The following is a 19,492-nucleotide window of genomic DNA, read 5'->3' on the forward strand; positions in this document are numbered from 1 at the left end:
TGGCAAAGGCCGGTGGCCGAGGAATCCTCAGCCACCGGCCTTCAGAATACGTGCTAAACGGCGGCGCTGCTGCTTTCGCCCACCTCGGGGGCGGCAACGGAACCACGGGCGTCCAGGTCGCGCAGCTGGCCCTCGATGTAGGCCTTCAGGCGTGAGCGGTAGTCGCGTTCGAAGCCGCGCAGCTGCTCCACCTTGCGCTCGAGGACGGAGCGCTGCTGCTCCAGTGCACCGAGGATCTTGCGGGACTTCTCCTGCGCGTCGTTGACGAGGCTGCTGGCTTCGATCTGCGCTTCGGCGATGATCTTGTCGCGCTGCTGCTGGCCCTCGGCCACGTGGCGGTCGTGCATCTGCTGGGCCATGGCCAGCAGGCCGGCAGCCGACTCGGAGACGTTGCTGCTGGTGACGGCGGGTGCCTGGGCGGCAACGGGCGCTGCCTGCTCGGCTTCCTTCTTCTTGGCGGCTTCGGCGGCCTTGGCCTCAGCTTCGGCCTTCGCGCGCGTCTCGTCCTTCTCGGACTTGGACGGTGCGGGAACCTTCTCAACGACAGGGGCGACGGCGGAAGTGGCAGCCGGCGATCCGGAGCTGACTTCGGCGAGCTTCTTGCGAAGTTCTTCGTTTTCCTGGTTCAGGCGCCGCAGTTCGACGACGATCTCGTCCAGGAAGTCGTCAACTTCGTCCTGGTCATAGCCTTCGCGGAACTTGGTCGGCTGAAAGCGCTTGTTGACAACGTCTTCTGGCGTCAAAGCCATCTGGTCACCTCGTTGGTCTAGTTCGTCAGGAGGCCTTCCGGCCGTCAAAACTACGGTACCTAAATTTGGTCTGGTTCCTCTAATTGAACACCGTGGCGTCAAACAAAAGGTCTTCTGCGCCCGGGGATCCCTGCGGATCGGCCCCTGCGCGGCAAGCTGATATGAAGTTATGCAAATGACTTGGTGATCGCCATGGCAATGCTCAGGCCGATGAACAGCACCAGGAAACCGAGGTCAAGCGAGACGCCGCCCAGCCGCAGCGGCGGGATGAGGCGCCGCAGAACCTTCAGTGGCGGATCGGTCACCGAGTAGACCGCATGAGCCGCCACTAATGCTACCCCGCGGGGACGCCATTCCCGCGCGAACATCTGGACCCAGTCGTAGACGAGGCGGACAATCAGCGCGACGAAAATGAACAGCAGGACGATATAGACGAGCCCGAATAGTATTCCCATGAGCTAACCCAGTGTCTCCATGTTCATCGCGGGCACTTCGGTGCCCTGGTATTCCTGCCGGTTTTTGCTGCTCCCCTATTTCAGCACGGATGCCAGGCAGGTGCGTCCCTGCCTGGCATCCGGAGAGCCTTATTTAGCTTTGGTTGAAGAAACTGGCGGTGGCGTCGCTGGCTTTCTTGTCATCTCCGATGACTTCAACGTACGACGGCGACAGCAGGAAGACCTTGTTGGTCACGCGCTCGATGCTTCCGCGCAGACCGAAGACCAGGCCGGCGGAAAAGTCGACCAGCCGCTTGGCGTCTGCCTCCCCCATGTCCGTCACGTTCATGATGACGGGGATACCGTCACGGAAGCTTTCGCCGATGAGCTTGGCGTCGTTGTAGGAGCGCGGGTGGATCGTGGTGATCTGCCGCAGCCCGGTGGTCTCTTCGCGGCTTGATGCCGCACGCTTGATGGGTGTCACGGGTGCGCGGTATTCCTCTTCGGCAGCTGGTGGCACTTCACGGGTGACCTCTCGGAGCGGCGCCGGCGCGCGGCGCTCTTCACGGTCATGCTCCATAGAGTTGTCCTCGTCCTTTTGCTGGGTGGAAAGCTCAGACTCGTAGTGTTCATCGCCGTCGGCGAGCCCAAGATAGATCATTGTCTTGCGCAGAGCGCCAGCCATGGTCGACTCCTAATCGTGTCCGGAAGCGGGCCGCCCAAAGGTCAAGACAGCATTGGAATCCCCGCCATTCACTTCCAATACGACAGACGCTACCGCACGGCCGGGCGCGAACCGAGAATATCTGAGCCAATTCGGAGGTGTGTCGCACCGAATCGGACAGCTGATTCGAGGTCCTGGCTCATGCCGGCGGAGATCCCCGTGGCGCCCGGAAAATCCCGCTGCAGGCCGGTGGAAATGCCCAGCAGTTTTTCAAAAGCCCGGTCGGGATCCGCCCCGAGCGGCGCCACAGCCATGACACCCGCCAGGCGAAGGCCGTCCGCAGTTTCGAGCTGTTCCGCCAGCTGCGGCACCTCGTCCGGTGCCGCCCCGCCGCGGTGGGCTCCGGCGTCCTCGTCCAGGCTTACCTGGATGAAACAGTCCAGGTCGGCGCGGCCGTTCAGCTCCTGCTGGGCGCCCATGGCCCGTTCGAGTGCCGTCACGAGCTGGGAGCGGTCCACCGAGTGAACGGCAGAAGCGTACCGGACCACCGTCTTGGACTTCTTGCTCTGGAGCTGGCCCACAAAATGCCAGGTCAGGCCCAGGGCCTCGAGCTCCTCGGCTTTCGCGGACGCTTCCTGGTCCCGGTTCTCCCCGAAGTCCCTGACGCCAAGTGCTGCCAGCCTGCGTACGTCCTCGGCGGGGTGGAACTTGCTGACCACAATCAGGCGCGGCGGGTTCCCTTCCCGCCCGGCTGCGGCGGTAGCACGGCCGATGCGCTGCCGGACGGCGTCCAGGCGCTCCTGCAGCTGCACTGTCCGGGCGTCCCCGGGTTCCGGGCTGTCAGTCATGGGTCCACACCAGTCCGGCGAACCGGCCGGAACGGGAGTCGCGGCGATAGGAGAACAGGGACTCGTTTTCAAGCGTGCAGGGTCCCCGGTATCCGACCGGGACACCGAGCGCGTCGAGCTGGCTGGCGGCACCGGCGGGCAGGTCGAGCGCCGGTGTTCCCCAGGATGTGGTGGACCAGGTGGAAGGGAGGACGGCGGCGACCTCGTCGCGGAGTTCGGCAGGCACCTCGTAGCAGTTCCCGCAGACGGACGGGCCGAGCCAGGCCCGGATATCCGTGGCACCGGAGGCCCGCATTTCCTCCACCGCGGCCGGAATGACTCCGGAGAACAGGCCGGGACGCCCGGCATGGACGGCAGCCAGCACGGGACCGGAAGCCCCGGAACCCACCAGGACCAGCGGAATGCAGTCTGCCACCATCACCGCGAGCGGTTTGCCGAGGGACACCAGCGCATCCGCCGTCGGCGCCTGCGCGGCAGGTTCAGCTTCTGCACCGGGTCCACCTACTGCACCGGATCCAGCAACAGTGCCAGAGTCAGCAACTGTGCCAGATCCAGCAACAGCGCCAGATTCAACAACGAGGGACACTTCGTTGCCGTGGACCTGGTTCATGTACTGGAACCTGCGCGGCGCGACGCCGGCGGCTTGCTCCAACTTTGCCCTGCGGTGCAGGACCGCGCCTGGGTCGTCGCCCACGTGCAGGGCAAGGTTGCCGGCACTCGTGTCGGTGAACGCCACGGACACGCCAGGCTGCACTTCAGCACGCCACAAAAACAATCGGAACTCCGGCACTCAGGGTCAGGAAACAGGACAGCGGCCGGGCGGTTTGTCCGCCCGGCGGCCTTCCACTTCAGGAAATCGGGCTACTTCAGGAAATCCGGGACGTCCAGGTCGTCGGACCGGCTGCCGGTGAGGTCGGGTTCAACCACCGAAGGAAGGTCGACGTCGAAACCCGAGTCAGCGGGAACGGCCGTGGGGCGCTGCTGTCCCCAGCTGCTGAGGCCTGCGGCGCCGACACCGGCGTGCACGGGCTGGACGTGGACCTGCTGGCTGCCCGAGGACGGCTGGCTCTGCGGTGCGGCCGCCGGTACGGCGGGGCGCTGCGGCGCAGCCTGCGGCTGCGACTGGTCCATGGACGGCGAGGTGGCCTTGACGTCGTCGAAGCCGGCCGCGATGACGGTGACGCGGGCTTCGTCGCCGAGGGCGTCGTCGATGACAGCACCGAAGATGATGTTGGCCTCGGGGTGGGCGACTTCCTGCACCAGGCGCGCGGCTTCGTTGATCTCGAACAGTCCGAGGTCGGAACCGCCCTGGATGGACAGCAGGACACCGTGGGCGCCGTCGATGCTGGCTTCCAGCAGCGGGGAGGCGATGGCGAGCTCGGCTGCCTTGACCGCGCGGTCCTCGCCGCGGGCGGAGCCGATGCCCATCAGGGCCGAGCCTGCGCCCTGCATGACGGATTTCACGTCGGCGAAGTCGAGGTTGATCAGGCCCGGCGTGGTGATGAGGTCCGTGATGCCCTGGACACCAGACAGCAGGACCTGGTCAGCGGAGCGGAAGGCGTCCAGGACTGAGACGTTCCGGTCGCTGATGGACAGCAGGCGGTCGTTGGGGATCACGATCAGGGTGTCCACCTCGTCGCGGAGGGCGTCGATGCCCGCCTCGGCGGAGCCCGCGCGGCGCCGTCCTTCGAAGGTGAACGGTCGCGTGACAACGCCGATCGTCAGGGCGCCAAGGGAGCGCGCAATGCGGGCAACGACCGGGGCGCCGCCGGTGCCGGTGCCACCGCCTTCACCTGCGGTTACGAAGACCATGTCGGCACCGCGGAGGACTTCCTCGATCTCGTCGGCGTGGTCTTCGGCAGCCTGCTTGCCGACCTCCGGGTTGGCCCCGGCGCCCAGCCCGCGGGTCAGTTCGCGTCCGACGTCGAGCTTCACGTCGGCATCACTCATCAGCAGCGCCTGGGCGTCGGTGTTGATAGCTATGAATTCGACACCGCGGAGACCCACCTCGATCATGCGGTTGACTGCGTTCACGCCACCGCCGCCGATGCCGACGACCTTGATGACGGCCAAGTAATTCTGCGGAGCTGCCACGTTACGTGTCCCTTGTTAGTGTCCTATTGCGAAAACTGATTGAGTCGAGCTTGAAGCCCTGAACCTTAACCTTCGAGTTGAAGGTTATAGTTATGTCAAGTAACTCACGTCTGTGACGCTATTTCCTATGCTGGCTACATTCAATAACCGCAACCGCGTGTCGCCCTAATCCCCGTGAAATACAGCGGCTCACCGCGTCACCGGATGACGCGGCGCGCTCACGTCGTAGGTGTTGACCGGGTTGGCGGGATCGGCCGGCACCTTGAGCAGCGCCTCCAGCACCCGTGCCTTGAGCTCCTTCTCCTCCGCGTTGCCCCAGACGACTGTCTGGCCGTCCAGCAGCTTCAGTTCCACAGCGTCCACGGACTTGGCGGAGGCGTTGGAGAGCTTGGCGAGCACGTTGGCCGGAAGCGCGCCAAGGACCTCGGCAGTGGCCTGGAACAGGTCCTTGCCGATGGTGCCCGCGCCGCCGTCAATGACCGGCAGCTTCACGGAGGTGGGATCGGCCGTGGTGCCAAGCTTCACGCCGTCGACGTCCACGAGCATGTACTCGCTGCCTCGCTTGACGAGGGCCACGGGGACGCGTTCCTGGACGTGCACCACCAGGACGGACGGCGGATGGGCCTGCGTGGTGACCGATTTGATCTGGACGAGCGGCTTCAGCAGCGAATCGACCTCTGAGTCGCTGACCTGCGGCAGCGGCGTGCCCAGCAGCGGCTTGAGTGCCGCCTGGACCTGCGCCGGCTTGAGGAGCTTCGTGCCGGTGACGCTGACGCTCTGCACAGCCAGCACCGGCGAGTAGATGGCAGCGGCGATGAGCCCTGCCACAAGGACAGCCGTGATGCACGCGGCAACGATGATGTTCCGCCTGATCCGCCGGCCGCGGGGTTCGGGAAAGGCCAGCACATTGTCGGGGCCTGTTTTGCCCGTGCCTGTTTTGCCCGGGCCTGTTCTGTCCGTCCCGGCCGCATGGCCCGCCGTGCTGCCCTGCTTCCTGGCATTGGCTCCCGGCTTGGCAGCTTCCCGGCGCTTCAGCCGGGGCCAGTCCGCTTTGGCCGGCTTGTCCTGGGCTGTTGCCTTCGGCGTGCTGCCCTGAGCCCTCTCCTGGGCAGGCACTTTCTCCTGGGCAGTACTCTCCGGGATGCCCTTGGAAGCGGTGATCACGGCGCGCTTGCCGCCGCCGGACCCTGCAGCAGGGCCGCCGGCGCCAGTGTCCCGGCCGGCGTCGGTCTCCCGGGCAGGGGGCTTTGCCGGACGGTAGGTGGGGCGCCGGGTGCTAGCCACCGAGGGACTCCACGATCAGCGGCCCGTAAGCGGTGACGTCCCCGGCGCCGGCGGTGAGGATGATGTCCCCCGGCTGCGCGGCCGCGGCCAGGGCGGCCACGGCCTCGTCACCGACGCCGACCAGGCGTCCGCCAGAACCGAGGTGCTCCGTGATGAGCGCGCTGGTGACGCCCGGGATGGGATCCTCACGGGCGGGGTAGATATCGAGCACCAGCGCAGTGTCCGCGGCGTTGAGCGCGTCCGCGAACTCTGCGGCGAACTCCCGGGTCCGGGAGAACAGGTGCGGCTGGAACAGGACGTGCACCTTGTGGTCGCCGGCCACGGACCGGGCTGCCGCCAGGGCTGCCCGCACCTCCGTGGGGTGGTGGGCGTAGTCGTCGTAAACCCGCACTCCCCTGCCCTCGCCCTTGTATTCGAACCGCCGGGATGCACCCGAAAAGCCCGCCAGGGCGGAGGCCGCAGCCTGGGCGTCAACGCCGAGTTCCAGCGCCACCGCCATCGCGGCGGCAGCATTCAGCGCGTTGTGCCGTCCGGGGACCTGCAGTGCCAGCGGGAACCGGCCGCCCGCCGTCGTGATGGCCACCCTGCCGGGTCCGCCGTCGTCGAGCCGGAGGTCAGCAGCCTCGGAGGTGCCGTACAGGACAACGCGGGCGTTGCCCCGCTCACGGGTGCGCAGCGCCAGCGCGTGCGCCCCGGCGTCGTCGGCGCAGGCAACCAGCACGCCGTCCGCGGGCAGCAGTTCCGTGAACCGGTCGAAGGATTCGTACACGGCTTCGGCGGTGCCGTAGTGGTCGAGGTGGTCGGGCTCCACGTTGGTGACGACGGCGATCTGTGGCCGGTAGTTCAGGAACGAACCGTCGGACTCATCCGCCTCGGCGACAAACACCTGGGAGCTGCCGTTTGCCGCGTTCACGCCGAGCGCCGGAACATTGGCCCCGATCGCGAACGACGGGTCCAGGCCCGCGCCCTGCAGCAGCACGGTGATCATGGAGGTCGTGGTGGACTTCCCGTGGGTACCGGCAACGGTCACCACGAGGTCCTCGCCCATGGTGGCGGCGAGGGCTTCGGAGCGGTGCAGCACCGGCAGGCCGGCGGCACGGGCGGCCGCTAGTTCCGGATTGTCGGCACGGATGGCCGATCCTGCCACCACCGTCTGGGCGTCCCCGAGGTTGCCGGCCCCGTAGCCCACGCTGATCCGGGCGCCGGCAGCGGCGAGCTCCGCCATGACCGGGAGGTCCTTCGCATCCGTTCCGCTCACGGGGATCCCGCGCGCCACCATGATCCTGGCCACGGCGGACATGCCCACGCCGCCGATTCCGATGAAGTGCACGCGGCCCAGTGCTTCCTGGCTGGGTGCTGCGTTGGGGGTCATTTGGATACCGCTTCCAGTACGAGGTCGGCCATGAGCTGGTCGGCATGTCGGATGCCAAGGTTCTCCGCGTTCGCCGCCATCGCGTCGAGTCGCGAACGGTCGGTCAGCAGCGGGATGAGGCTGGTGCGGACCCATTCGGGGGTGAAGTCCCGGTCCGCCACCAGAAGGGCGCCGCCCGCCTCCACGAGTCCGCGGGCGTTCAGCGCCTGCTCGCCGTTGCCGATCGGCAGCGGCACGAAGACCGCGGGAACACCGACGGCGGCCACCTCGCTCACGGTGGCCGCGCCGGAACGGGCGAGCAGCAGGTCAGCGGCGGCGTAGACGGTCTCCATGCCGTCCACATACTCGAGCTGGCGGTAGCCGTCGGCGCTCAGCACGTTGCCCTCGGAATCCTCCACGGACTTGCCGCGGCCGGTGATGTGGATGGTCTGGACGCCGGCCCGGGACAGCGCCTCGAGGGAAGCAGCCACAGTGCGGTTGATGCTTTGTGCCCCGGATGAGCCGCCGGTGACGATGAGCACCGGCTTCTCGGGCTGCAGCTCCAGGCTGCGGAGGGCGCCGTTGCGCGCCGTCGCCCTGACCATGGACGAGACTTCGCGGCGCATGGGCATGCCCACGTGGCGGGCATTGCGCAGCGGGGTGCCGGCGAAGGCCACGGCCACGTGCCGGCTCAGCCGCGCCCCGACCCGGTTGGCCAGGCCCGGCCGGGTGTTGGCTTCATGGATGACGATGGGGATCTTCCGCCGCCAGGCAGCGAGGTACATGGGCGTGCAGACGTAGCCGCCCACGCCCACGAGGACGTCCGCGCCGGCGTCGTCGAGGATGCGTCCGGCCTGCCGCACGGCGCCTGCGAGGCGTCCCGGAAGGCGGAGCAGGTCAGCCGAAGGCTTGCGGGGGAACGGGACCCGGTCGATGGTGGCCAGTTCCAGCCCGGCGGCCGGGACCAGCCTGGTCTCCATGCCGGCGGCCGTTCCGACGGCGAGCAGCCGGGCGTCGGGGCGGGCATCGCGGATGGCGGCGGCAATGGCCAGCAGCGGGTTGATATGGCCTGCTGTTCCGCCGCCGGCAAGGACCACGGATAATGACTCGGTTTTCATCAGGTGCTGGTTTACGCTTTCGTACGGGATTTCTTGCGCCCGGGCAGCCGCCACGGGCCGAGCAGTTTACGGGGCCGGATGTTGGGCGCCATCTGTTCCCGGGCCAGTGACAACACTACGCCGATCGCGCAGAGCGACATCAGCAGCGCCGAGCCGCCGTAGGAAATGAACGGCAGCGGAACGCCGATCACGGGCATCAGGCCGGTGACCACGGCCATGTTGACCGTTGCCTGTCCCAGCAGCCACACCATGATGGTTCCGGCAAGGACCCGGTGGAACAGGTCCTCCTGTGCCACCACCACGCGGTAGATGGCGGCGCCCAGGATGGCGAAAAGGATTAGTACGACGACGGTCCCCACCAGCCCGAGTTCCTCACCGATGATGGCGAAGATGAAGTCGTTGTGGGCTTCCGGGATCCAGCTGTACTTTTGCCGGCTCTGCCCGAGCCCGACGCCGAACCAGCCTCCCGATGCCAGCCCGTAGAGGCCGTTGGTGGACTGGTAGTTCGCGTCGATGCCATCGCCGCAGCTCTGGCCGGTCCACCAGGAGGTGATGCGGCAGACCCGGTTGGAGCTGGTCATGGCCATAAACGCTATGACGGCTCCGAGACCCAGGGCCGCGAACCCGAACAGGTAAAGACGCACCCCTGCGAAGAAGAGGGCGGCGGCCGTGATAAGCATGATGAGCATGCCGGTGCCGAGGTCGTTTCCGACCAGCACGAGCCCGATGATCCCGCCGGCTATGGGCACCACCGGGACCACGGCGTGTCCCCACTGGTGCAGCAGGGATGCCTTCTTGGCCAGCACGGTGGCCATCCAGAGGGCCAGCGCCAGCTTGGCCGCCTCGGACGGCTGCAGGGTGAAGAACCCGCCGATGTCGATCCAGTTCTTGTTGCCGTTGACGCTGGTGCCGATGACCAGGACGAGCCCCAGCAGGGCATAGGCAATGATGATGCCCGGCCACGCGAGCCTTTTCAGCCACACGACGTTGATCCGGGACAGCATGAACATGCCAAAGATGCCGATTCCGGCGAACAGTCCCTGTTTGACGGCCGCGGTGTAGGGCGACTCGCCCGCCGCGATGGCCTCGACGCTGGACGCCGAGAGCACCATCATGATGCCGATGGCGGTCAGGGCCAGCGTGGTGCCGAGGATCAGGTAGTAAGTGGAGCCGTTGCGCGACTTGCCGTTTCCCTCGAGGGCGGACCAGAAGCGCCGGTACCACCGGCGCAGCCGGCCGCCCACTGAAATCCTGGAGGCGGGAATCCTGGCGGCGGGAGTTACTGGTGCAGCACCCGTTTCGGTCTTCTCCCCCGCCCGCTGCCGGGCGGCCGCGGGACGGGTGGGTGTGCTGACCATACTTACTCCTTGCCGGTCCGGGCCTCCCCTTCCACGAGCTCGCGGACCGCTGCGATGAAGGCGGCGCCACGGTGAGCATAGGAAGAGAACTGATCCATGGATGCAGCAGCCGGGGCCATCAGCACAGTGTCACCCGAGGCGGCGAGCTGTGCCGCCGATGCGACGGCCCGTGCCATCACTGCCTCCCCGGTTTCGGCTGAATCCGGTGCGGCGTCATGTCCGGTTCCGGCTGACTGCACAATTTCAGTGTGGCCTGCCGCCTGCCTGATGACGGGGACATCCGGCGCGTGTCGCTGCAGGGACTCTTCCAGTGATGCAGTGTCCTTGCCGATCAGCACCACGGCCTTCAGGCGGCGCGCGTGGTCACGGACCAGATCGTCGTAGCTGACGCCCTTGGACAGGCCTCCCGCGATCCACACCACCGGATCAAAGGCGGCCAGGGAGGCGGAGGCGGCGTGCGGGTTGGTGGCTTTGGAGTCGTTGATCCAGAGAACGCCGTTCTGTTTGGCGACCGGCTGGATGCGGTGGCTGCCGGGGATGTACGCCCGCAGCCCTTCGCGCACGTGCTCCGGGCTGACGCCGTAGGCCCGCACCAATCCTGCGGCGGCCAAAGCGTTGGCCACCATGTGGCGCGGCGCCACCGGGCCGAGGTCGGACATGGACGCCAGCTCGACGGCGCTGTCCTTCCGTTCGGGGATGAAGGCACGGTCCACGAGCAGGCCCTCCACCACGCCGAGCATGCTGATGGCAGGCGTGAGGGTGGTGAAGGCCACCGCGCGGCAGCCCTCCACCACATCCGCGTCCTCCACCATGCGTTCGGTTTCGATCTGCTCGTCGTTGTAGATGCAGGCCTTCTGCGTGTTTTCGTAGATCTTCGCCTTGTCGGCGAGGTAGGACTCGTAGGAGCCGTGCCAGTCCACGTGGTCCTCGGCAACGTTGAGGCATACGCTGGCGACCGCCGAGACGGACTCCGACCAGTGCAGCTGGAAGCTGGAGAGCTCCACGGCGAACACGTCGTACTCCACCGGGTCACGGAGGGCATCGAGGATGGGCGTGCCGACGTTGCCGACCGCGATGGCCTTCAGCCCGGCGGCCCGCAGCATGGACTCGGTCAGGCCGACCGTCGTCGTCTTGCCGTTCGTGCCGGTGATGGTGAGCCAGTCGGCAGTTTTGCGGCCTTCGCGGACGCGCAGGCGCCAGGCAAGTTCGACGTCGCCCCAGACCGGGATGTGGGCGCGGGCGGCAGCCGCCAGCAGGGCCTGGTCGGGACGCCAGCCGGGTGAGGTGACCACGAGGTCCGGCTTCACGCCGTCGATCTTTGGCAGGGTGCGGACGGCATCCTCCCCGAGGAGGACATCCACCGCGCCCACGATCTGCAGCGTGTCCGCCTTGGCCTGCGCGGTTTCCGTCGTGGCGCCGTCGACCACCACCACGCGGGCGCCGAGTTCGATCAGGGTGTCCGCGGCTGCGAAGCCCGAGACGCCGATCCCGGTGACCACGACGCGCAGGCCGGCCCAGTCGGAGTCCCAGCTGACCAGGTCTTTGAGCCTGGCCGGACCGGTTGCGGCCGGACCGGTTGCTGTGTTCTGCGATGCGGAGCCGTTCACAGCAGGACCACCCATTCTGCGTAGAAGATGCCAAGGCCTGCGGCCACGAACAGGCCGGCGAGGATCCAGAACCGGACCACCACGGTGACTTCCGCCCAGCCCTTGAGTTCGAAGTGGTGCTGCAGCGGCGCCATCTTGAAGAAGCGCTTGCCCTTGGTCACCTTGAAGTAGCCCACCTGGATGATGACCGAGAGCGTGATGAGGACGAACAGGCCGCCGATGAAGGCGAGCAGCAGTTCGGTGCGGGAGAGGATGGCGAACCCTGCAATGGCGCCGCCGATCGCGAGGGAGCCGGTGTCGCCCATGAAGATTTTGGCCGGTGAGGTGTTCCACCACAGGAAGCCCACCAGGGCGGCGCTCATGATGGCAGCCAGCAGCGCGAGGTCCAGTGGATCCCGGACCGAGTAACAGCCGCTGCCGGCTTGACGGGGCGAGCCGCAGGCCTGGTTGCTCTGCCAGATGCCCATGAGCGTGTAGGCACCGAAGACCATGATCGCGGCGCCGGCGGCCAGCCCGTCCAGGCCGTCGGTGAGGTTGACGCCGTTGGTGGCAGCGGTGACGATCAGGTTTGACCACACGACAAAGAGAATCGCACCGAGCACGGTGCCGCCGAACGCGAGGTCCAGCCACGGGATATCGCGGACCAGCGAGATCTTGGTGGACGCCGGGGTGAGGCCGTCAGCGTCCGGGAAGTAGAGGGCCATCACGGCGAAGATAATGCCCACCGCCGCCTGCAGGATCAGCTTGGCCTTGGCGTTCAGGCCAAGGCTGCGCTGCCGGGAAATCTTGATGAAGTCATCGAGGAAGCCCACCAGGCCCATGCCCACCATCAGGAACAGCAGGAGAAGGGCCGAGGCCGACGGACCGGGCGACCGGGGGTTCATCAGCCACATGATCAGGTGCGTCAGGCCGTAGCTCAGCAGAACGGCGCCCACCACCACGGTGCCGCCCATGGTGGGTGTCCCGCGCTTGGTGTGGTGCGAGGTCGGTCCGTCATCGCGGATGAACTGGCCATAGCTCTTGTGGACCAGCAGGCGGATAAACAGCGGCGTGCCCACCAGTGCCAGCAGCAGGGCCAGGCCAGCGCCGATCAGAAGTGCAATCACAGCAGCTCGCTCCCTTCATTGGCAGTCGTGGGGGTGGCATGTGGGGGTAATGCTATCCGATCGCCCAAGTGGCGCAGTCCGACGCTGTTGGAGGACTTGAAGAGCACCAGATCGCCGGGTTCGAGCTGCTCCTGGAGGAGTTTGTATGCTTCGTCAACGGTCTCGGCGAAGAGGCATTCATCCCCCCAGGACCCTTCCTGCACGGCGGAGACGTACAGCGACCGTGCTTCCCGTCCCACCACCAGGAGGCGGGAGATGTTCAGCCGCACCACCTGAGTGCCGACGGCGGTGTGCTCGCGGATGGAATCGTCGCCGAGTTCCAGCATGGCCCCGAGCACGGCCCAGGTGCGGCGGCCGCGGCCGAGGTCGGCCAGCGTGCGCAGGGCAGCCCGCATGGATTCCGGGTTGGCGTTGTACGCATCGTTGATGACCGTGACGCCGTCGGGCCGTTCGGTCCGCTCCATGCGCCAGCGGCTGGCCGCGGACTGGGAGCTCAGTGAGGCGCCGATCCGGTCTGCCGGAATGCCGGCCGCGTGTGCGGCCGCTGCGGCGGCAAGGAGGTTTGCCACATGGTGTTCGCCGATGAGTTTGCTCGTGACCCTCACAGTGGGCTCCCCCGGCACTTCGAGGTCGAACTCCGGATTGCCGGAGGCGTTGGTGTCCAGGTTGGCGGCGCGGACAGCCGGAGCGTCCGGCTCGGAATCCCGCGAGGAGAAGCCCAGGACAGTGGCCTGGGTCCGCTCGGCCATCGGAGCTACACGGAAGTCGTCAAGGTTCAGCACGGCGGTGCCGTCTGCGGGCAGCGCCTCGGCGAGTTCGCCCTTGGCGGCCGCGATGTTTTCCACGCCGCCGAATTCCCCGGCGTGGGCTGTTCCCACGCCGAGTACCACGCCGATCTCGGGCCGTACCATGTCGGCCAGGTAGCGGATGTGTCCAATGCCGGTGGCACCCATCTCGATGACCAGGAACCGGGTCTCAAAGCCGGCCTGGAACATGGTGAGGGGCACACCGACCTCGCCGTTGTAGGAGCCCTGGGGTGCAACCGTCGGCGCTTCAGCCGAGAGGATTCCCGCGAGCAGGTCCTTCGTCGTGGTCTTGCCGGCCGAACCGGTGATGCCGATGACCGTCAGCTGCTCGCCCGCCGCCTCGCGGTGGTGGCGGATCCGCCGGACGGCCTCTGCCGCCAGGGCGCCCATGGCCAGCACCGCATCCTCGACGACGACCGACGGATAGGTCCGGCCGGCGTCGTCCTTGATTTCGCGTTCGGTGAGGGCCAGCACCGCGCCGCGGCCGAAAGCCGCGCCAACGAAGCTGTGCCCGTCTGCGCTCTCGCCCGGTTTGGCGACATAGAGGGAGCCTGCAACGGCCTCCCGCGAGTCGGTCACCACGGATTCCGGGGTGACGTCGGGGTCGGCAAGCAGCCGGCCATTGGTGATTTCGGCGATTTCCGCCGCAGTTAGTTCAATCATGTCGGTCTAGGACTCTATCCCGTCGTCTTGGAGAACGGTGAATCCTCGTGCCGTCAAGGCGTTCCGTAGTTCCACCCTGTCGTCGAGGGCAAGGTTCACTCCCTTGACCTCCTGCCACACTTCGTGTCCGCGCCCCGCAACCAGAATGGTGTCCTCGGGAGCCGCCAGGTTGACGGCTTCACGGATGGCGGCATCGCGCGGGAAAATTTCCATGATCCGGCAGTCCAGCTGCTCGGCTTCCTTGGCGTCGGTGGCGCCTACCAGCACCTCGGCACGGATCGCCGCGGCGTCCTCATCGTGGGGGTCGTCATCGCTGACGATCACGACGTCGGCAAGCCGGGCGGCGGTGGCACCCATGGCGGGACGCTTGCCCTGGTCCCGCTGGCCCGTGGCACCGAAAACCACGATCACCCTGGACGCCGGCTCCGGCGACCGGACGGCTTCCAGGGCGCGAGCCAGTGCATCCGTGTTGTGCGCGAAGTCGACGACGGCGGCCGGCCGGGTGGAGACCAGCTGCATGCGGCCGGGCACTGCCACCGTGAAGGGATCCCTGGCATCGAGCGCTGCCTGCACTTCCGCGGGGTCTGCACCGCCGGCGAGCACCATGGCCAGGGCCAGCGCAGCGTTGGAAACATTGAAGGCCCCGGGCAGGCCGGTGTGCACGCGGAGTTCCGTGCCGTCCTGGCCGCGGAGGGTGAATTCGGTGCCGAGGCCGCGGGGCTTGGGATCGGTGACCGTCCAATCGGCCACGGTCCGGTCAGTCTCCGGGGCCGCTTCCGGGCCGCCGCCGGGCGGCAGGGTTGCGAGTGTGGTGACCGGAAGCTCAGTCTGGGCGGCAAGCCGCCGTCCCCATTCGTCGTCGACCGTCACGACGGCGGCACGGGCGCGTTCGGCAGTGAACAGCTCCGCCTTGGTCCGGAAGTACTCGTCCATGGTGCCGTGCAGGTCCAGGTGGTCCTGGGTGAGGTTGGTGAAACCGACGACGTCGAACACCACGCCGTCAACCCGGCGGAAGGACACCGCGTGTGAGGAGACTTCCATGGATGCGGCGTCCAGCCCGCGCTCCCGCATGAGGGCGAGCAGGGCGTGGACATCGGTGGATTCGGGCGTGGTCAGGAGGCTTGGGATCGGGTCCCCGCCGGCCAGGATCTCGATGGTGCCGATGAGTCCTGTCTTCTTGCCCATCGCCTGCAGCAGGGCGTTGACGAAGTACGTGGTGGTGGTTTTCCCGTTCGTGCCCGTCACGCCGAACATAGCGGGGCCCGGGAGATCGGCGTCCTGGCTCCGGTAGATCAGCCTGGACAGGCGGCCCACCACGCTGCGCGGCTCCGCCACCACCAGCACGGGCACGGCGATGTCTGACCCCAGAGCCAGCAGTCTCGCGCCGGCGTCGTCCGTCAGCACTGCCACCGCACCGGACTGAATCGCCGTCGTCGCAAAGTCGGCACCGTGGCGCGAGGCGCCCGGCAATGCAACGTACAGGTCCCCGCGCTCTACGGACCGGGAGTCGAGTGAAATGCCGGTGACCTGGACGGACTCGGAGGCCCCGGGCACCGCAACGCCCACTGACCGGCCGATGACACCCAGTTCGACGGCGGCGACGGCGGTGGGCCGGAAGCCGCTCTTCGGGGCGTCGGCAGTGCCGGGGTCATGGTGCTGTGACAACTGAATCTCCGTTGGTGCTAGTGGACCAACGGACACGACAGAACTGTTTGTTCAGGTGTACCGCGGTCTTTCTTGGCGGGCGTTACTTGGTGTACTGCGTCATTTGGCGTACCCCATTACTTGGCATACTGCGGCAGCCTGACGGGCGTGCCCTTGGACGGCGGAACGTTGTACGTCCGCAGTGCCTGGCTCATGACCGAGCGGAACACGGGCCCGTTGGTAATGCCGTAAATGGACCCCTTGGGACGCTGCAGGACCACCTCCACAATAAACCGCGGATCGTCCATCGGCGCCATCCCCACCATCGAGGCGGTGTAGCCGCAGAAGCCTGCGGTCCCGTCGTCGCAGGGCGATTGCGAGGTACCCGTCTTGGCCCCCACCCGGTAGCCGTCGATTGCGGCTTCCTTGATCTGGCCTTCCGTGACGGCGCTTTCGAGGATGTCCCTCACCTGCTGCGCCGTTCCCTCCGAGACCACCCGGCGGGACGGCTTTGCCGCCACCTTTTCCTCGGTTCCGTCCGGGCTGATGTAGCTGTCAATGAGCCGTGGCTGCAGCATCACGCCGTCGTTGGCGATGGACTGGTAGGCGCGGACCGTCTGGAGTGTCGATTGCGAAACACCCTGCCCGAACAGCACCGTGTACTGCTGGCGGCCGTCCCACTGGTCGGCCGGGGTCAGGATGCCTTTCGCCTCGGCCGGCAGGCCGATTTCCGGTGCCTCGCCGATGCCGAATTTCTGCAGCCAGTCGTGCCGCTGGTCCTTGGTGAGCCGCTGTCCCGCCATCACGGTGCCCGTGTTCATGGACCAGCCCAGGATGCCCGCCAGGGTCCGTTTCTCGGTCCCGTGCGAAAAGGAGTCGTCGAATTGCTGGCCGTCCACCACGAGGGAGGGCGGGATGACGAAGGTGTCCAGCGGTTTCGCCTTGCCCTCTTCGATGACCGCGGCGGCCGTGATCATCTTTTCCACGGAGCCGGGCTCATAGGCCGCGGTCACTGAGCGGACGCCGCGGTCCTTCGCCGCCACCTTCCCGGGGTCGTTGGGGTCAGGTGTGTTGGTGTCGGCCATGGCGATGATGTTGCCGGTCTTCACGTCGGAGACGATGATGACGCCCCACTCGGCGCTGAGCTTGTCCGCCTGGGTCTGGATGGCCTGCTGGGCGAAGTACTGCAGGTCGGAGTTCAGCGTGAGTTTGACGTCCTTGCCGTCCTGCGCGGGCGTCAGTTCGTCGATGCCCACGGGAATGCGGAGGCCGTCGGCGCCAATTTCGAACACGCGCTTGCCCGGGGTGCCGCGCAGAATCCCGTCCTGGGTCTGCTCGAGGCCGGCCTGGCCGCTGGTTCCGTTTTCCAGGAAGCCCACAATGCCGCCGGCCACCGAGCCGTTCGGGTAGACGCGCTTGCTGGTGCCCTCGGAGAAAATACCAGGGATCTGGAGTTCCGAGACCCGGTTTTCGACGTCGGGCCGGAGGTCCTTGGCCACGATGTAGTAGGTCCTGGTTCCGGTGACGGATTTACGCACGTCCTCGACGTCCATGCCGAGGACGGCTGCCAGCTCGGAGATTCCCTGGTCACGGGACACGGTGACCAGCTCGTCCTTGCCATCCACCTTTTCAAGCCGCTTGAAGGATTCAGTCTTGGTGTTTACAGACTGGTCAACGGTGATGTTGTAGCGGATGACACTGTTTGCCAGCACGGTTCCGTTGGCGTCCAGGATGCTGCCGCGTTCGGCCGGCAGCACGGTGGGGCGCAGCCGGTTGTCCAGGGCAGCCTCCGCCATGCCGCCGACGTCCAGTCCCTGCACCAGGAAGAGCTTGCCGCCAACGACCACCAGCAGGGCAAGCATGATGCTGAGTCCGAGGCGGAGCCTCTTCGTGGCGTTTGCGGCCTTCTTCTTGCTTGCCTTGCCCTTGCCTTGCGCCACGCTCATCCCCTACTGCTTGCCATGCGGGCCATCAGCCGCCTGTTCCTGCCCTACTGCCCCGGCGTCCTCTGCTCCGGCGCCGGAATGGTGCCCCCGTTAAGGGTGGCCGGCTTGGCAGCTGCCGCCGGCTTCGCGGCTGCCGGGGTCTCCGGCTGGGCGACTGCCGTTTCACCGGCAGCTGTTTCACCGGCAGTGGGCGCCCTGCTCGCCAGCGGCTCGCCCGAGCTGGCGGGCGGGACCACATTGAGCTGACCAGGGACGGCAGGGGCAGCGATCACCGCTCCTGCCGAGTCTGCCTTGACCGCCGGCTTGGCATCCCCGCTGACGGTCAGCGTGGAAAGATCGATCTGTCCCTTGCCGGTGGAAGCAACCATTCCCAATTCTGCGGCCTTGGCAGCCAGATTCTGCGGAGCCTCGAAGTTTTGCACCTGCTGTGTCAGATCCTGGTTCTGCTTGGTGAGAGCGGTCTGCTCAGCACGGAGCTTGACCAGCTGGTACTGGGCCGTGGATACCGAGATGTTGAGCACCAGCACTGCGATCAGCGCGGACGCCAGCATGCCGAAGCAGAGAACAACAAAGGGTGCACGGCGCTTCCTCGGTGCGGACCGGACCAGGGACAGCGGAGTGCGCGCCTTGCGGGCCGAACCCGGAAGTCCGGCCTCTATCTCCTGGACGCTCGGGCCGGACGGAAGGGCGAGGTTCTTGGCAGCTGCTGCGCTCATGTTGCTCTCCTGGCTCTGATGCGTTCCACTGCGCGCAGCCGGGCTGATGCTGCACGCGAATTCTCTGCGATCTCGACGGCGGTAGGCACCTCGGTGCCCTTGGTCAGGGTTTTGAGTTCGGCCTTATGTTCTTCAAGCTCCACCGGGAATCCGAGCGGAGCTGACGATTTGGAGCGGGCCTGGAAGACGCCCTTGACGATCTTGTCTTCCAGGGAGTGGTAGGACATCACGACGATCCGGCCGCCGAGAGCAATGGCGTCCACCGCCGCCGGAACCGCACGCTCGAGGACTTCGAGTTCCTCATTGACTTCGATGCGCAGCGCCTGGAAGGTGCGCTTGGCCGGGTGTCCCCCGGACTTGGCGGCGGCAGCCGGAACCACGGCCCGGATCTGTTCGACGAGTTCCCCCGTGGTGGTGAAAGGCTTGGTTGCCCGGGCGTTGACGATCCTGTTGGCGATGCGGCCAGCGAACTTTTCCTCACCCCACTTGCGGATGATCCTGACCAGGTCCTCTTCGCTGTAGGTGTTAACGACGTCTGCCGCCGTCTGGCCGCGGCTGGTGTCCATCCGCATGTCCAGGGGTGCGTCAAAGGAGTAGGCGAACCCGCGTTCGCGCTCGTCGAGCTGCAGGGACGAAACCCCAAGGTCCATCAGGATGCCGTGGACCTCGGGAATGCCCAGGTCCTCAAGAACCTCGGCGATTTCGTCGTAGACAGCGTGGACCAGGTCGGTGCGGTCCGCGAAGGGCTGCAGCCGTTCACCTGCCAGCGCCAGGGCCTCCTCGTCGCGGTCGATGCCCACGAGGTGCAGGTCCGGAAAGCGCTGGAGCATGGCTTCGGAGTGCCCGCCCATGCCCAGCGTGGCGTCGATGGCCACCGGGGTCTCCCCGCGCTGGCGTGCCGCCTCGAATCCGGGCGCCAAAAGATTGATGCACCGGTCCTTCAGGACCGGTACATGGCGTTCGGACGTAGGCTTCGGCTGGTCGGGTTCTGTCACGCCTTAGTCCTTCCTTGAGCGCCTGGATTGGTTCCTTGGTGGTGGCTTCTTGGGCCAGATCCCCATCCGCGCCTATCCTCTGGGCTGCCTGGCTCCGGGGAAGTGAGCC

The 19,492-nt window shown here is 66.8% G+C and carries 17 protein-coding genes; all 17 read right to left on the reverse strand.

Annotated elements, in window-relative coordinates; all coding sequences use genetic code 11:
* Positions 1–53 precede the first annotated feature (53 nt).
* The 17 genes from ACFVTE_RS12645 to rsmH all read right to left on the reverse strand — a co-directional run bounded on the left by ACFVTE_RS12645 (position 54) and on the right by rsmH (position 19,383).
* Positions 54–749, reverse strand: a complete 696-nt coding sequence (locus tag ACFVTE_RS12645; RefSeq protein ID WP_387100847.1) for a DivIVA domain-containing protein — start codon at positions 747–749, stop codon at positions 54–56.
* 167 nt (positions 750–916) lie between these two features.
* The gene (locus ACFVTE_RS12650) at positions 917–1,204 is read right to left on the reverse strand and encodes a YggT family protein (protein WP_003801741.1); all 288 of its coding nucleotides are present in this window, start codon (positions 1,202–1,204) and stop codon (positions 917–919) included.
* A gap of 133 nt (positions 1,205–1,337) precedes the next feature.
* On the reverse strand, positions 1,338–1,868 hold the full coding sequence (locus tag ACFVTE_RS12655; RefSeq protein ID WP_387100849.1) for a cell division protein SepF: 531 nt from the start codon (positions 1,866–1,868) through the stop codon (positions 1,338–1,340).
* Positions 1,869–1,957: 89 nt separating this feature from the next.
* On the reverse strand, positions 1,958–2,695 hold the full coding sequence (locus ACFVTE_RS12660) for a YggS family pyridoxal phosphate-dependent enzyme (RefSeq protein WP_387100851.1): 738 nt from the start codon (positions 2,693–2,695) through the stop codon (positions 1,958–1,960).
* A complete protein-coding gene (locus ACFVTE_RS12665; RefSeq protein ID WP_387100853.1) occupies positions 2,688–3,470 on the reverse strand; it encodes a polyphenol oxidase family protein in 783 nt (260 codons plus the stop codon). The genes ACFVTE_RS12660 and ACFVTE_RS12665 overlap by 8 nt, the downstream gene beginning before the upstream one ends.
* A gap of 86 nt (positions 3,471–3,556) precedes the next feature.
* Positions 3,557–4,789, reverse strand: a complete 1,233-nt coding sequence (gene ftsZ, locus ACFVTE_RS12670; protein WP_387100855.1) for a cell division protein FtsZ — start codon at positions 4,787–4,789, stop codon at positions 3,557–3,559.
* A gap of 189 nt (positions 4,790–4,978) precedes the next feature.
* Positions 4,979–6,073 carry an FtsQ-type POTRA domain-containing protein gene (locus tag ACFVTE_RS12675; protein WP_387100857.1) on the reverse strand — a complete coding sequence of 365 codons (1,095 nt, stop codon included), beginning with the start codon at positions 6,071–6,073 and terminating at the stop codon, positions 4,979–4,981.
* Positions 6,066–7,445 (reverse strand): UDP-N-acetylmuramate--L-alanine ligase, encoded by a 1,380-nt coding sequence (gene murC / locus ACFVTE_RS12680; RefSeq protein ID WP_387100858.1) that lies wholly within the window; start codon positions 7,443–7,445, stop codon positions 6,066–6,068. Before murC ends, ACFVTE_RS12675 begins: the two co-directional genes overlap by 8 nt.
* The gene (gene murG / locus ACFVTE_RS12685; RefSeq protein WP_387100859.1) at positions 7,442–8,542 is read right to left on the reverse strand and encodes an undecaprenyldiphospho-muramoylpentapeptide beta-N-acetylglucosaminyltransferase; all 1,101 of its coding nucleotides are present in this window, start codon (positions 8,540–8,542) and stop codon (positions 7,442–7,444) included. The genes murC and murG overlap by 4 nt, the downstream gene beginning before the upstream one ends.
* Before the next feature lie 11 nt (positions 8,543–8,553).
* Positions 8,554–9,900 carry a putative lipid II flippase FtsW gene (gene ftsW, locus ACFVTE_RS12690; RefSeq protein ID WP_387100861.1) on the reverse strand — a complete coding sequence of 449 codons (1,347 nt, stop codon included), beginning with the start codon at positions 9,898–9,900 and terminating at the stop codon, positions 8,554–8,556.
* A 2-nt stretch (positions 9,901–9,902) separates the two neighbouring features.
* Positions 9,903–11,522: a UDP-N-acetylmuramoyl-L-alanine--D-glutamate ligase gene (gene murD, locus ACFVTE_RS12695; RefSeq protein ID WP_387100862.1), complete on the reverse strand. Its 1,620-nt coding sequence runs from the start codon at positions 11,520–11,522 to the stop codon at positions 9,903–9,905.
* The gene (gene mraY / locus ACFVTE_RS12700) at positions 11,504–12,613 is read right to left on the reverse strand and encodes a phospho-N-acetylmuramoyl-pentapeptide-transferase (protein ID WP_387100863.1); all 1,110 of its coding nucleotides are present in this window, start codon (positions 12,611–12,613) and stop codon (positions 11,504–11,506) included. Before mraY ends, murD begins: the two co-directional genes overlap by 19 nt.
* Entirely contained in the window at positions 12,610–14,082 is a 1,473-nt protein-coding gene (gene murF / locus ACFVTE_RS12705) for a UDP-N-acetylmuramoyl-tripeptide--D-alanyl-D-alanine ligase (RefSeq protein WP_387100865.1), read from the reverse strand. Before murF ends, mraY begins: the two co-directional genes overlap by 4 nt.
* A 6-nt stretch (positions 14,083–14,088) precedes the next feature.
* On the reverse strand, positions 14,089–15,747 hold the full coding sequence (locus ACFVTE_RS12710; protein ID WP_387100867.1) for a UDP-N-acetylmuramoyl-L-alanyl-D-glutamate--2,6-diaminopimelate ligase: 1,659 nt from the start codon (positions 15,745–15,747) through the stop codon (positions 14,089–14,091).
* A gap of 116 nt (positions 15,748–15,863) precedes the next feature.
* Entirely contained in the window at positions 15,864–17,672 is a 1,809-nt protein-coding gene (locus ACFVTE_RS12715; protein ID WP_387100869.1) for a peptidoglycan D,D-transpeptidase FtsI family protein, read from the reverse strand.
* 44 nt (positions 17,673–17,716) lie between these two features.
* Positions 17,717–18,388 carry a hypothetical protein gene (locus ACFVTE_RS12720; RefSeq protein ID WP_387100871.1) on the reverse strand — a complete coding sequence of 224 codons (672 nt, stop codon included), beginning with the start codon at positions 18,386–18,388 and terminating at the stop codon, positions 17,717–17,719.
* Positions 18,385–19,383: a 16S rRNA (cytosine(1402)-N(4))-methyltransferase RsmH gene (gene rsmH / locus ACFVTE_RS12725; RefSeq protein WP_387100872.1), complete on the reverse strand. Its 999-nt coding sequence runs from the start codon at positions 19,381–19,383 to the stop codon at positions 18,385–18,387. Before rsmH ends, ACFVTE_RS12720 begins: the two co-directional genes overlap by 4 nt.
* Positions 19,384–19,492 lie beyond the last annotated feature (109 nt).

The sequence above is a fragment of the Arthrobacter sp. NPDC058097 genome (assembly GCF_042884885.1).
In the GTDB taxonomy this organism is placed as follows: domain Bacteria; phylum Actinomycetota; class Actinomycetes; order Actinomycetales; family Micrococcaceae; genus Arthrobacter.